This is a genomic window from Sodalis-like endosymbiont of Proechinophthirus fluctus (assembly GCF_001602625.1).
GTDB lineage: Bacteria > Pseudomonadota > Gammaproteobacteria > Enterobacterales > Enterobacteriaceae.
Map to the genome: position 1 here is coordinate 37,933 of NZ_LECR01000022.1, position 14,386 is coordinate 52,318.

Sequence of the window (14,386 nt, forward strand, 5' to 3'; positions counted from 1 at the left end):
GGACATTGGCATCGGCGAAGAGAGCCGCAAACGCTGGTTACGCACCGGGAAATGCTCTTTCCTGCCGGAGGAGCGGGCCTGGATGGAACGTCTGTTGGCATGGGGACTGGTGGATACTTATCGCCAGGCCAATCCTGCAAGCGATAATCATTACTCCTGGTTTGACTATCGCTCGCGCAGCTTCGATGAAAACCGCGGTCTGCGTATCGACCTCCTTCTGGCCTCGCGACCGTTAGCAGCCGCTGTTCGGGCGACCGGCATCGATTACGCCATCCGCGCAATGGATAAGCCGTCCGATCATGCACCGGTGTGGGCGGATTTCGATTTGTGAGTACAGCGAAACCTCTTACAGTCGTGGCAGGGCTCATCGTCATCGATGGCGCCCTGCCTCTAGCGGCGGATGCGCCCTTCATTCAGGCGTTAATGGCCCAAGACGCCGCCCAATGATACGTGCTAACAGTGTGCCATCATCTGATACCGTGCAGGCGAAAGCGATGTTCTTTACGCCATGATGACGGCAGGGCGGATGCGGAGCAGCGGGGTTTTGGCAGTGTACGCCGCCGTGCGGCTTTGACTGCCGGTTTTTCGGTTGCCGACGGCAGTCCAAGCAGCGATGAGAGCGCCAGCTGGTGGCGCTCTGAAGCAACGCATGGATCAAACCGCGTCCGGTATCGCTGGCGTGGATTGTGGATTATAGTTGTCCTTATTTAAATAGAAAACCGCACTTAAATAATAACTTGATAATGCTGGTGAGCAATCAAAAGCGGCGCACGAATGCATCGGTAGCCAGCCAGCGGCAATACTGGTGCTAGCTTTCAACTGAGGCTTCCCGAGATAGAGAAAACCGACAGTGTCATCCTGCTCGCGACAGCCAATCGCAGTGCGCACGCCCGCTGCGCGATCCAAATACCAGTGTCCCAGATACCGTAAACCCCTGCGCTAATGCCGCCATCTGCATGGCGTGTACCGCGCTGGCGGCGAAAACTACTTGTTCCCAGCGGGGCAGGTTGCTTTGGGTATTACAACAGGCGCGATAACGCGATAATCAGCAGCGTGCGAAACGGCGCCTATTTCGCTTTTTCAATGCATTTTTGATCCATATGGCTTTCATAGTCGACTGGCTGAGCAATTCGCTCAGCCGGGTTGCGGCCTTCACCTTCGATAATGATGAAGCATCACGGTTGCATAGAGCCATGGTTGGTTCGGCGAGGGCTTGGTTAAACGGGAAGCTGAGAGGCGATTTAGTAACAGTTCCAATACATCCATGAGTTCACTTCTAAGGTAGAATAGGGAGTTAACAGTAACATAGCGCTCTAACCTTTAATAGTATGTTACCGTTGTAGAGGGCGTCGGCAACAGGACGAAACACGCTTTTTCTCCGTTCGTCCGAGGCGAGGACCTAAACGCGCGGCGGGGAGGTTTACCTGTAGCGTTTTTTAGAGCGCGGCCAAACAAATTTTATATTATGATTTTGAACTTCGCTGTTTTATTGGAGATCTTATGCGCACATTGTGGCGAATTATTTTCGGCCCGTTTAAGTGGGGTTGGCGTTTACTGAATTTTATCCGCGAATTTATCCTCAACATATTTTTAGTGTTCCTTATCATCGTGGTGGTGGGGATCTACTTACAAGTACGACACACGCCGCCAAAATCGGCAAAAGGCGCATTGGTGATGGATCTGACCGGTACGGTGGTCGACAAACCGGCAATGAATAATAAATTCCGTCAGCTCGGCCGAGAGTTGCTTGGTGCTTCTAGCAACCGGCTGCAGGAAAATTCGCTATTTGACGTGGTAGATACACTGCGCCAGGCGAAAAGCGATGCTAATATCACCGGGCTGGTACTGTCGCTGAAAGATTTCGCCGGGGCGGATCAGGCTTCGCTGGAGTACATCGGCAAGGCGTTGCGCGAATTCCGCGACAGCGGCAAACCCATCTATGCTGTGGGAGACAGTTATAGCCAGGCGCAATACTTCCTCGCCAGTTATGCCAATAAAATCTATCTCACACCCCATGGTGCGGTGGATCTACACGGTATCGCCAAGAATAACCTCTACTACAAGACATTGCTCGAAAAACTGAAAGTCAATAGCCACATCTTCCGCGTCGGCACTTATAAATCCGCGGTTGAACCTTTCTTGCGCGACAATATGTCCGACGATGCTCGCGATGCCGATAGCCGCTGGGTTAACCAACTTTGGCAGCATTATCTGACGACAGCCGCGACCAATAGGCAAATTACGCCGCAGCAATTGTTTCCAGGAGCCAAGACAATGCTGGACGGTCTGCGCGCTGTACAGGGCAATTCAGCGCAATTTGCGTTGAATAACAAATGGGTCGATGAGGTGGCGTCCCGTTCGGCGATTGACGACGAGCTGACCAAGGCTTTTGGCTGGAACAAGCGCGACAAGGCGTTCAATAGCATCAGTATTTACGATTATCGACCAGCGACGCCGTCGCAACAAGGTGGTCAAATTGCTGTGATTCTCGCCAATGGCGCCATTATCGACGGCCTGGAAACAACGGGGTTGGTCGGGGGAGACACCACTGCCGACCAGATCCGCGATGCCAGGTTAGATCCCGATATCAAAGCTATTGTATTCCGGGTTAACAGCCCCGGCGGCAGCGTCACCGCCTCCGAAGTTATCCGCTCCGAGCTTGCCGCGGCGCGCGCCGCGGGCAAACCCGTAGTGGTCTCTATGGGCGGTGTGGCGGCCTCGGGAGGTTATTGGGTATCAACCCCCGCTAATTATATCATCGCCAGCGCCAGCACTCTAACTGGGTCGATTGGTATCTTCGGGGTAATAAACACCTTGGAGAGCTCCCTTGACAGCATCGGCGTCCACACCGATGGCGTCGCTACCTCACCGCTGGCAGATGTGTCGATGACCAAAACGCTACCGTCGGAATTCTCGCAGATGATGCAGCTTAACGTCGAAAATGGTTATCACAACTTTATCGACTTGGTTGCGCAGTCCCGCCACAAAACGCCGGAAGAGGTAGATAATATCAGCCAAGGCCACGTCTGGATTGGTAGCGATGCCGCACAAAACGGGTTGGTAGATCAATTGGGGGACTTCGATGACGCGGCAAGTAAAGCAGCCGAACTGGCGCAGTTGAAGCAATACCAGTTGAACTGGTATCTAGATGAGCCTAACCTGCTGGATTTATTATTTGCGCAAACCAGCGCGTCGATGCATGCCGTCATTCCTAGTTTGATTCAGTCATGGTTGCCGGCGCCGGTCACCCAAGTGGTAGACCGGCTGAAGATAGATGCCGGCCTGGGCTTTGAATGGAACGATCCGCAAAACCGTTACGCCTTCTGTCTCTCCTGCGAACAGATAGTGCGCTAAAGAGGAAGAAATCTATTTATATAGCCTATACCGGCGGTAACATCGGTCGGTATGCAGCGCTCTGGTAATGGCTACCACCAGTTTCCTGGTATCTATAGCGTCAATTGGCGCAGATGCCAGGGATTTTACCGTCCCGAAATGCCAGACTTTATCGTGTATAAAGTTCTTTATTGTGCATGAAATTGGAGCATCTCAATAATCCAGTCATCGTCACCGGCTCGCAAATTCCACTGGAAGCACTAAATTTCAGTGGGCAAACCAATTATTTCTGTGGGAAAACCAATTTACTTAACGCCTTATATCTGGCTGCTCATTATCCGGTCAAGGAAGTCTCAGGCTATTTTTCAATAACAAACTGTTGCGCGGCGGCAACCCGTACCATTACGGCCCATGTCTATGGGTTTGATGCATTCGCCTCGCCGAATTTTCCTCCGTTGCTGGATGGAGGAAAGTATCCATATCCGCCGTCTTACGCCTTCACCGGCAAGCCAGGAAAGAGGTCCGCTTATCGTGCATCCTATTACGCCCCAGCTCGTAGGGGTAGGGGTGGTCACTCTCTACCCCGGTATTTCCACGGACATGGTCGGCAACTTTCCGCGCCTGCGGATCTCTGGCGGTACCAGAGGGCGATGCTGTAATCCCCGTAGCTAATGTGGCGCTGGCGCTGTGCAGCCGCTGCGCGCACAGCGCCCTGGGCGGCCCGGCTGAGCGCGCGGCATAGATCTACTGACCGCCCTTTGGGATGTTGGCTAAGGATTATTGTGTGAAATACAGTGTACTGGACGCCCTGTATTTGAGTTACGCCCTCCCCCGCTGCTGGGACATCAATCCGCAATCGGAGGGCAACGCGGAGGCGCTGCGGGAAATGGCGCACCGCGGCAAATACTAATGCTGGACGCCTTCGCCGCGCGGATAGAGGCCTAGGAGACTCATAATCCCTAGCGCGCCTATCGAATGGCCGGCGATAGAAAATGCCTCGCCGACAGTCTGAGTCTGCCAAAATGACGTAGAGTCCAGAATAAAGTCTTGTTGAGTGAAGGGCAGTCGATGGTGAAAACGAGGTCCAGAAAAGAAATTCGCGCCAACGCCTTGAGATTTTAGTACGACGATGGTCCCGTCGGTCTTCAGCTCTTCCAGTAAGGAACGCTTACTCTTCATGGTAATGTGGCCATCAGTACTGGTGCTCAGTTCAGGGTGACGGTTATGATGTAACTGCCACAGCACGCCATCTGTAGACAGATGGCGTGCTTCTCCGGCATTAGTGCCACCCCGCCCCGCTGAGCCATTTGCCCAATTCCACAGCCGTCATTAGCCGTTGATAAATCTCCGGCGTCATTGTCGCCAGAAGTGCTCCAATATCCATTGCCGCACCTTTTATATGGTGCTTATATGGAGCAATTAGATGATATAGTCTCCGTCAGGGAAAAAGTGCCATAAATGGGCATCTCAGGCGCTACAATGGATTTCCACCCACTGTATACCGTGGTATTATCCTCAAGGCAGCGGATGCCATCATCGCCTACTGGCTCATAGAAACTCGGCCAGCTACGGCCTGATTCGTATTTCGTTTCGGAGTAGAATAGTGGCACATAGCAAGCCAGACAATGGTATTGTTTAGTTCGATTATTTTCCATCAGCTTACCGCTGTACGGTGATTCGGTACCACGCTGCTAGGTAACAATATCGCTGCGTATCGGTCATTGCTTCATCGGGTAATCATGAGGGTGTGTTATTGGCCATTGTTACGCGTCTCTGGCTAGGGGTGAGAAATATTTCCAATGAAGCCATTATAACAAATAGTTAAACAACTCGGCAGGCAATTTTAGCATAAACTATACAAGGAAATATTGTAGCCATATAAATATCATTATTATCACAAATTGTAACTTAACGCAGTTTATATTTGACTATTATGATAACCCATATGAGTTACAGGTATTTTGGTGTCAATGGAATACATATCGTTCGCTGTACGGGGTCGGGGTTGATGTATCGCAACTATTGATACGATTCTGCTTGACGCTGTGCGCGGTTTTTGTAAATTTACAAGTAACCTTTTATTCATTAATAGATAGCTGGTGTAATATATGACTATCAAAGTAGGTATCAACGGTTTTGGCCGTATCGGCCGTGTTATTTTCCGTGCTGCACAGGAACGTAACGATATTAAAATCGTTGCCATCAACGACCTTCTGGATGCGGACTATATGGCCTACATGTTGAAGTACGACTCAACACATGGTCGCTTCAACGGCACTGTCGCCGTAGAAAACGGTCATCTAGTAGTAAACGGTAAAACCATCCGCTGTACATCTGAGAAAGATCCGGCTGGCCTAAGATGGGGTGAGGTCGGCGTAGACGTTGTCGCTGAAGCCGCAGGTATCTTCCTGACCGACGAAACCGCGCGTAAGCACATCACCGCTGGGGCCAAAAAAGTGGTGCTGACCGGGCCATCTAAAGATAACACCCCAATGTTTGTTATGGGCGTTAACCACAAAGCCTATAATGGCCAGGATATTGTTTCCAACGCCTCCTGTACTACCAACTGCCTGGCGCCGCTGGCTAAGGTTATCAACGACAATTTCGGTATCGTCGAAGCTCTGATGACCACCGTGCATGCCACCACCGCTGCCCAGAAAACCGTCGATGGCCCATCTCACAAAGACTGGCGCGGCGGCCGCGGCGCGTCCCAGAATATCATTCCGTCGTCTACGGGCGCCGCCAAAGCGGTAGGTAAAGTCATTCCCGAGCTGAACGGTAAACTGACCGGTATGTCCTTCCGCGTCCCGACGCCGAACGTCTCGGTTGTCGACCTGACCACGCGTCTGGAAAAATCGTCTTCTTATGAAGATATCTGCGCTGCCATCAAAAAAGCCTCTGAAGGCGAGCTTAGAGGCATAATGGGCTATACCGATGAAAAAGTGGTTTCCACTGATTTTAACGGTGAAAGGCTGACTTCCGTCTTCGATGCCAAAGCCAGTATTGCGCTGAATGACAAATTTGTCAAATTAGTAGCCTGGTATGATAACGAGACCGGTTATTCTAATAAAGTGTTGGATCTTATTTCCCATATCACCAATAAATAAGCTTAGTGACTGGATAATGAAAGGGCGGCGGCGATGTCGCCCTTTTCTTTTAATCAGGAGACATAATGATGTCTGACTCTCTTTTTTTTGTGTTACCCGTTAGACAAACCATGTCGCCGTCCCTAATGTTACGCCAGAAAAAATGAATTGCTGCTTAATGATCGAACATCTGCTGGTACTGGCGCCGGTGATGCTGCATAGCGCGTACCCTATCGTCGCCTAACCCCCGGCCTGCAAGAAGCCAGTATTACATAGTTAAGCGAGAAAAACTCCTTCAAGGAAGGCATATCCCTCTGCGGCGGTGTATCGATCTGTTGGCCCTGGTTCGGTAAGGTTACCACTTCTAACCATAGCTTCGTCTGCATTCTTCCTTGAGAATTAAGCGACTACAGCTAGGACGATAAACAGGTTCAACTGACTTTTAACCTTGCGTGATAGCATTTTGACTGAACTATTTTCCCCATCTGTTCACGCTTTGATGCCCTACTTTACTCTCAAACAGACCTGCAGTATCGATTTGTGGCAGAAGGTGGAGAGTATCAGACGACGTCTGCGCTGCATAGCTACTTCACCATAGGGCCATTAGCGATATTCACGTCAGTAGCCTCGGCGACAGTTTTATCGATAATGTCAACGGTGGCACGGCTCACGCTGTAGTAATAGTCGTTCTAGTCTTCGCTTGCCTACATCTCGCGGACAGCATGCACCAGGGTAAACCGACCTTGCTTAATAGGGTACAGGTATGATAAGTATGACAAGATCGGCCGTGAAACTATCACTGTTATCCAGGATATCGCCCAAATATCCCGCGCGGAGCACCCCCCACAATCAGCGGTATGACTATAGCGCGGATCGGCCATAACTGTGGAGCAGCACTTATCCAAGGGATTCATATCGTCATAATCATTTTTACTTGGCCGAAAATGCCAAGGCGCATTAAACTACCACTATCGATAACTAGTTCTGCAGGTCTTTCCACAGAACAAATAGCAGCCGGCGCTCAACCCTTTCAAATACACGTACTGATTATCATAATTAATCTGCGGAAACGGCAGAAGTTTATCATCGTCACCCGGTAGTGGCGGTAGCACACATGGCCGAGATGCTGAGTTAGAAATCGTCAGCCACGGCGGCCATCGGCGACAATAACCCGCAGTAAAAACGAGGATAAGCAATTTAAGAGAATGTATTTTTACGAATGTATGTTTCTCGTTAAGAAAAATATATGCGTACTGTATAGATACAAGATATAGGGTCGCGTACGTAACGTACATAGGTTTATTTACATATAAAATATATATCATATATATTTATCATTGCGCAGCAGACCGTATGAGATAGAGAGTAGACGATAAAACGTAAACTTATTCATTGAAATCTCTTCAAAAGAGAGTTGGCAGCTGCCATGGAAATTATCGGATGCCAACTAAACTTTGTTATAGAGAAGGATTATATAAGTCCGGTAGCATAAAAGTGCGAATCAAGTTGGCATAGTGGTTGCTGTACTCAGTGAGCGTGTTTTTCGGGATCGGTTTTTTTAGTACTATCTCTTAGCTCCTTTTTAACCTGTGCTAAACGTAAGGATAGTAGGCATCTCTATGAAGATGCAAAGGACGAAGAGTTCACCCAGAAGGAATTCCTCATGATGTGTCACCAGGACCATAGAGCGTTCGCCAATGCCACTGGACGGTTGCTGATGACCATCGATAACCTCGTGATGATCGACACTGCTCAAGAGGTCTCCTCCGCTCTCCCGCCTGTTTTTCAAATCATGTGATCGCCTGCTATCCAGCTTTTGAGGAGAGTTCTACGGCATGGAAGAGGCTATCTAGCAAATCGTTTCTTAATTTGAGGCATGTGCGGTCCAGGGGCTGAAAGTGGAAGAAGTAAATCCTATACTCGGTCCGGTCAGCGTCGGGAAGTCATCTCTGGCGGAGCGCCAGAAATCCATCATGTAGCTGGTTCCCATCTATATGTTCATCGCCAACAGCGAGAGTAGCCCGGTAAACAACTATCCCTTATGCCTGTTTAACCCAAGGGGAGGACGCGTATATTCTCGAGAGAATACGACATCCCCGGCGCTATCTCGGTACCATCATGTTGTCCTGAGACGCCCAAACGGCTGCAAGAGTTCGGTGGCGATATTACCCGCTTTAAATTCGTCAAGGTTTAGCCGTCGATTCTTGAGCAGATAACCATCTAGAAAACTGAACCAGGCGATAAAAATAACCAGGATATTTCCACGCTAGTAGGCAAAGTGGACATTCGTAAATTGATGACTACGCCCAGAACGATCCAGACGCCTACGGTTATTTCGGCACTCTATGCCGCGCTAACCAGGAAGTGATGGAATTTGTCAAGGTGTGTTCAAGGCGCTGCCTCACCGCTGACCGTCGCGCAAGAGGGCAATTACAACGGCACCTAAGACATCACCGCGACGCCGTTCAACGGCATCATCCTGGCGCACTCCAATGAATCGGAGTGGGTCCAGTTTTCCTCAACAACAAAAACAATGAAGCGTTCCTTGACCGCGTCTGCATCGTCAAAGTGCTCTACTCTACTTACCTGCGGGTTTCACAGGAAATGAAAATTTACAGCAAGCTGCTCAGCAACAGCGAATTATCAGAATCGCTGTGCGCGCTGGGATACGCTGGAAACTCTGGCCAGATTCTCGATTCTGTCGAGGCTTGAAAGAGCCGAAAACTCTAACACTTAGGTAAAAAATGCGAGTGTACAACGAGGATATATGACCAATTTTATTGGTCGACAACTTAACGGAAAAAACAAAAGCATGATCAACCGCTATCTAGCATTTCTTGCGCCGTTATAAGTCTCAAATTAAACAGTCGATTACTGGGGCTATTAATAAGCGTTCGATTACCGATATGGAAATCAGGGAACCGGTGTCTATTCCTAATACCGACATCAATGAACCCATCTTTCATAAGGGCTTGGGGGCATGCCATCTGGTGCATCCCGGCAACGACCATTTTGTGCAAAATGGTCGCAGAACTGCCACCGTCCCACCGTCGGGAGGGTATAGGTGGCGATCACGGCAATGCCAGCCAGGACGGTAAAAAGGGGAAGATGAATTTGTTTTTCAGATTTACAAGGATAAATATCTGGATCTATTGTTTGAAGATTTGGCGCTGCCCAACCTGCAAAAAAACTAGCATTAACAACTAAACAAGTATAAAAAAACACGGTTCTGGCTACACGTCAACCTGGGGTGTCGCCAGCCAACATTAGCGTGGTTTGCTCGCTGCAGAATCCGTTGGTCCGGCGAACTGCCATGACCGCCGGAAAGCGGTGTGCCATCCACCTGCTGGAAGCCGAGCTCGATAGGCTGGTCAATAGTGAACTTGTGCAGTTGCTGGAGTAAGAAAATATCCAACGCGAAATTGCGGAATTGCGCCAGAAAATCGATCGGGTGTCGTTCATCGATACCTTCGATTTACGCTATAAAAACTTTGAGCGTCGCCCAGAACCGTCCAGCTAGGCGGTGATGTTCTGTTTTATAGATGTTTCCGGCTCGGTGGATAAGGTCACCAAGGATATGGCGAAACCTTTTTATATTTTTTCTGTATCTGCTCCTGAGTCGCACCTACAAAAACGTGGATGTGGTTTATATCCGGCACCATATACCCAGGCAAAAGAGGTAGATGAACATGAGTTTTTTATTTTCAGGAAACCGGCGGCACTATTGTCTCGAGAGCACTGAAGCTCATGGAAAAGGTCATCAAGGCGTGTTACGACTCGAATCAATGGAATATTCTACGCTACTCAGGCGTAGAACGGCGACAACTGAGTGGACGACTCCCCTATACCATGATCTGTTGGCTAATCATCTGCTGCCGATGGTGTGATTACAGCTATTATATTGAAATCACCTGCCAGGAGCATCAGACGCTGTGGCGTGAACACGAAGATCTGCAGGCGCGATTCGATAACTTCACCATGCAGCACATATCTACGATCAGGAGGATATTTACCCTGTGTTCTGCGAATTGTTCTAAAAATAACTCAATTATAGCCGATAATGTTTCCCTAAACAGTTAGTCCGGGTCCGGTTAGACTAGCTGTTTATTCTTGTTGCATTTCACCGACATCTGACTAGAAAACCCTGCAGACAACGCCCATTACATGGCCTCCAGCAAATGCTTATCAGGCGATATTGCCAGGCGGACTCCCGTTCGCGACGTTCAATTCCTTGAGATTGTTTGAAAATAAACTGGCCGCTGGCGCTCTAGGCCAGCAACTGCCGATATTCAACCGTGACACCACGGGTTAAAAGCGCCAAAAATGACGATTTTTGAAGGTTCATTAGAATTTAATTCTATATAATACTGACTGTGGGCCCCACGCCGTACCGCTAAAAACCCCGTTATGCAGGAGCAAAAATGTATTTTTAGCCAGTTGTGACAAAAAATCGCTTAAATGCCTTAAAAGAGATAAATACAAAAAAACAACTTTTTTGTTGAGAATAAAAAGGGTAGTTTAATCGAGTACCGGCCAGGGGGATCTGCCGGACTAGGTTTCCCACCTCCCCCGCATCCTTCACGGGCTCCGGACGGATGACACGCCGGACCAGTAAGGTAAACTTCCCTCCCCTTTTCAGGTTATGGTACCGACGCTTTCAGCCAGAAATTCATGGTATGCATTTTGGATCACAACGCCTCTGCGGGGATAGGCAGAGACAGAGTATGAAATAAAAAATTAAAAGGAGACCGCGTTTGGACAGCAGCACCGTTATAAGTTTGTTTATTATCGGTTCGATATTGGTGGGTGGGAGTATCCTGCTTAGCTCCTTTTCTTCACGTCTTGGAATCCCTATTCTATTGATTTTTCTTGCCATTGGCATGTTAGCGGGGATAGATGGTCTGGGCGGCATCGCGTTTGATAGCTATCCCCTAGCGTATCTTATCAGTAACCTGGCACTAGCGGTGATTCTGCTCGATGGCGGTATGCGTACCCGCGCCATCGCCTTTCGAGTTGCGCTCTGGCCGTCATTGTCTCTGGCGACGGTGGGGGTCATCATCACTGCTGGTTTGACCGGCCTGGCTGCGGCCTGGTTGTTTGGTCTGGATATGATTGAAGGCATGCTCATCGGCGCCATTGTCGGTTCCACCGACGCCGCAGCTGTGTTTTCACTTTTAGGCGACAAAGGCTTAAACGAACGTGTTACTTCCACGCTTGAGATTGAATCAGGCAGTAATGATCCGATGGCGGTATTTTTGACTGTAACATTTATTAATATGATTCAAAATGGGAAAACTCACCTTGATTGGCTGTTTTTAGTGCATCTTATCCGTGAATTCGGCCTGGGTGTCGTCATGGGCCTGGGAGGCGGCTGGCTTTTGCAGCAGGTGATCAACCGCATCTCGCTGGCCAATGGATTATATCCGCTGCTAGCGGTGAGCGGCGGCATTATGATTTTCGCTCTGACCACGGCGCTGGAAGGTAGCGGCATTCTGGCAGTCTATTTGTGCGGCTTTTTTTTAGGCAACAGGCCGATACGCAACCGATACGGTATTTTACAAACGTTTGACGGCATGGCTTGGCTCAGCCAAATCTTCATGTTTTTGGTATTGGGACTTTTAGTCACACCCAGCGACTTATGGATAATCTCCATTCCGGCGCTCCTCTTATCGCTATGGCTGATGCTGGTAGCGCGTCCGCTGTCGATTTTTGTCGGTCTGCTACCGTTTCGCAACTACATCACCCGCGAGCGATTTTTTCTCTCCTGGGTCGGCCTACGCGGCGCGGTACCGATCATCTTGGCGGTATTTCCGATGATGGCGGGCCTGGATAACGCGCGACTCTATTTTAATGTGGCATTCTTTATCGTCCTTGTTTCCCTGCTGCTACAGGGCACTTCGCTGGGCTTCGCCGCACGCCTGGCAAAAGTAGTTGTGCCACCAACCGCGTCGCCCATTTCCCGCGTGGGGATGGATATCCATCCGAAAAACCCCTGGGAGCAGTTTATCTATCAGTTGGGGGATAAAAACTGGTGCGTGGGGGCTGCACTGCGCGATCTGAAAATGCCTCGCCATACGCGCATCGCCGCGTTATTTCGAGACAATGTACTGCTTCACCCTACCGTCAACACCCGGCTGCGCGAAGGGGATGTGCTTTGCGTCATTGGTCGTGAGCGCGATTTGCCGGCGTTGGGCAGGCTATTCAGCCAATCGCCACCCGTCGCGCTGAATCAGCGTTTTTTCGGGGATTTTATATTGGAAGCCACCGCTAGCTTGCGCGATGTTTCTTCTATCTACGGCCTGGAATTTGCCGGCGAAGTAGATGGTGAGCTAATGCTCGGTCAGTTTGTCATGGCGTTACTGGGCGGGGGAGAGCCGGTGGTCGGTGATAATGTGGTGGCGGAAGGCGTCGTCTGGACTATCGCGGAAAAAGACGAGCACCAGGTCAGCAAAATTGGTATCAAGATTGCCGATGAAACGGCATGAACTAAGAAAGGCCGCGCACGAAAGAAAGCCAAGCGCGAAGATCTCCGGCCTGGAGAAATAACTCCAGCGTTCATCGGAGCGTAAAAAACGCGAACGGTTAAACGTCTGTGGCCGGCGGCGCTGCCGTCCCCTCCCTGCTTCGCGCCGATCAGGTCAGCGTTTCCGTCGCGCTATATACCTTCTCGAGCACCCGCATGGCCACCTGCATATCCCGGGCATCGATATTCTCAAGGATCTTCTTACCCAGAGCATCCGCTTCCGCGCGCACTTTCTCATACAGCGCTTTCCCCTCATCAGTGACCAGCAGAAGCTTTTTACGCCTGTCGGCCGAGGTGGGGATGCGCAGCACTAGACCGATTTTGACTAAGCGGTCCACCATCGTCACCACCGTTGCACCTTCAACGCCGAGTCGCTGCGCCAGTTCGCTTTGAGACAACGGTGATTCTGCGCCGACGATAGCCGCCACTGCCACCCAGCTCGCCTGACTCAGACCCAAATATTTTAGTCGTCGGTCAATTGCCATGCGTAGCGCACGCGAGGTTAAATGCAATATTTTTGCAAAATTTTCATATTCAGTATTCATCAGCCGCATCAGGTAAAGACACAATATATCAAAAATTATCACACATTGATTAAGAAGACCAACGACTCACACGTTGTCGGAATAAAGAAATGATACATCACAAATCATTAATATAAATTAATTATAATTATAATTAATTTATAATTTACCATATTTTCATGGAGTGGCATTTGAATGCAAGGGTTTCTTTTCCTCTTAATTACTGCTGATATTACTGGGTCCGCTAGGTATCGATCTTTATCTACCCGCTATCCCCATCATCATCTACAGCCTCTAGACCGATGCATCACTCATCCAGTCAACTATTACGCTCTTTATTGGCATTACAGTCCTCTAGCAACTTATTACTGAACCACTGGTAAACTATTTGAACTCCGCCCACTGACACCTATGGCAGGTGAGATCATTGGGTCGCTATCTTCCAGTATCGGACAAACGGTAGCATGGTTGACGCCCGAGTACCTGCACACGTTTCAGCCAAGGCCTGCTAAATATCCCGACCAGCAGTGAATAGGCGGATAAGGCCTAAAATGGCGTGCGCCAGCCGAAACCGGCTGGCAATGCTGCTGTTGTCGGAGTTATTCTCCGAAAGAGACGGGCATGGCGTCAGCACTGAATGGTTTCGTGCAGATAGCTGGCACGGCTACGGTCAGCCTGTCAATGATGGCACTGCCGCTGGGGCTACGCCAGATACTGGTGATAGTGATTATTGTGGGCAATAATTTGCGTGTCAGGAGGCTTGCGCGCGCTACAGCACGCCGCAGTTGACCCATAACATTCGCCCGTCATCGTAAGTCCTCAGGGTGATTTATCGGATCTGGACCGTCACTCTAGGCGCCAACGCGCTCATGAGTTCATAGCCCAGAGTATCAGAGGCGACGGCCACCTCATCGATTTTG

8 protein-coding genes and 6 pseudogenes are annotated in these 14,386 nt (G+C 49.8%); 10 read left to right on the plus strand and 4 right to left on the minus strand.

The genetic code is table 11. The features are described from left to right. Positions 1 to 331: pseudogene (locus BG74_RS16040) on the plus strand (exodeoxyribonuclease III); the annotation flags it as partial. Positions 332 to 798: 467 nt separating this feature from the next. On the opposite strand, the pseudogene BG74_RS16045 reads toward BG74_RS16040, so the two are convergent. Then, a pseudogene (locus BG74_RS16045) lies at positions 799 to 1,266 on the minus strand (NAD(P)H nitroreductase); the annotation flags it as partial. A 234-nt stretch (positions 1,267 to 1,500) separates the two neighbouring features. Between BG74_RS16045 and sppA the strand changes: the two are divergent. From sppA to BG74_RS18765, 3 genes are all read left to right on the plus strand, one after another. After that, the gene (gene sppA, locus BG74_RS02470) at positions 1,501 to 3,354 is read left to right on the plus strand and encodes a signal peptide peptidase SppA (protein ID WP_066596346.1); all 1,854 of its coding nucleotides are present in this window, start codon (positions 1,501 to 1,503) and stop codon (positions 3,352 to 3,354) included. A gap of 176 nt (positions 3,355 to 3,530) precedes the next feature. Then, a complete protein-coding gene (locus BG74_RS10160; RefSeq protein ID WP_073961035.1) occupies positions 3,531 to 3,992 on the plus strand; it encodes an asparaginase domain-containing protein in 462 nt (153 codons plus the stop codon). A 125-nt stretch (positions 3,993 to 4,117) separates the two neighbouring features. After that, complete coding sequence (locus tag BG74_RS18765) at positions 4,118 to 4,243, plus strand: hypothetical protein (protein WP_256364193.1); 126 nt, start codon at positions 4,118 to 4,120, stop codon at positions 4,241 to 4,243. Positions 4,244 to 4,482: 239 nt separating this feature from the next. On the opposite strand, the pseudogene BG74_RS20285 reads toward BG74_RS18765, so the two are convergent. Together BG74_RS20285 and BG74_RS10170 are read right to left on the minus strand one after the other, a co-directional pair. Further along, positions 4,483 to 4,717 (minus strand): annotated as a pseudogene (locus BG74_RS20285) (DUF1315 family protein); the annotation flags it as partial. An 86-nt stretch (positions 4,718 to 4,803) separates the two neighbouring features. After that, positions 4,804 to 5,024, minus strand: a pseudogene (locus BG74_RS10170) (peptide-methionine (R)-S-oxide reductase); the annotation flags it as partial. A gap of 417 nt (positions 5,025 to 5,441) precedes the next feature. Between BG74_RS10170 and gapA the strand changes: the two are divergent. The 5 genes and pseudogenes from gapA to BG74_RS02500 all read left to right on the plus strand — a co-directional run bounded on the left by gapA (position 5,442) and on the right by BG74_RS02500 (position 12,904). Next, positions 5,442 to 6,440 carry a glyceraldehyde-3-phosphate dehydrogenase gene (gene gapA / locus BG74_RS02480; protein WP_066596349.1) on the plus strand — a complete coding sequence of 333 codons (999 nt, stop codon included), beginning with the start codon at positions 5,442 to 5,444 and terminating at the stop codon, positions 6,438 to 6,440. Between the two features lie 1,588 nt (positions 6,441 to 8,028). After that, a pseudogene (locus BG74_RS12475) lies at positions 8,029 to 9,150 on the plus strand (PrkA family serine protein kinase); the annotation flags it as partial. A 106-nt stretch (positions 9,151 to 9,256) separates the two neighbouring features. Next, positions 9,257 to 9,517: a DUF444 family protein gene (locus BG74_RS19360; protein WP_073961038.1), complete on the plus strand. Its 261-nt coding sequence runs from the start codon at positions 9,257 to 9,259 to the stop codon at positions 9,515 to 9,517. Between the two features lie 353 nt (positions 9,518 to 9,870). Further along, positions 9,871 to 10,499: pseudogene (locus tag BG74_RS19365) on the plus strand (DUF444 family protein). A gap of 674 nt (positions 10,500 to 11,173) precedes the next feature. Continuing rightward, a complete protein-coding gene (locus BG74_RS02500) occupies positions 11,174 to 12,904 on the plus strand; it encodes a potassium/proton antiporter (RefSeq protein ID WP_066596356.1) in 1,731 nt (576 codons plus the stop codon). Between the two features lie 148 nt (positions 12,905 to 13,052). On the opposite strand, the gene BG74_RS02505 is transcribed toward BG74_RS02500, so the two are convergent. Next, a complete protein-coding gene (locus BG74_RS02505; protein ID WP_066596360.1) occupies positions 13,053 to 13,487 on the minus strand; it encodes a MarR family winged helix-turn-helix transcriptional regulator in 435 nt (144 codons plus the stop codon). A gap of 600 nt (positions 13,488 to 14,087) precedes the next feature. Here BG74_RS02505 and BG74_RS12485 point away from each other — a divergent pair. Further along, on the plus strand, positions 14,088 to 14,255 hold the full coding sequence (locus BG74_RS12485) for a hypothetical protein (protein WP_187202523.1): 168 nt from the start codon (positions 14,088 to 14,090) through the stop codon (positions 14,253 to 14,255). Positions 14,256 to 14,386 lie beyond the last annotated feature (131 nt).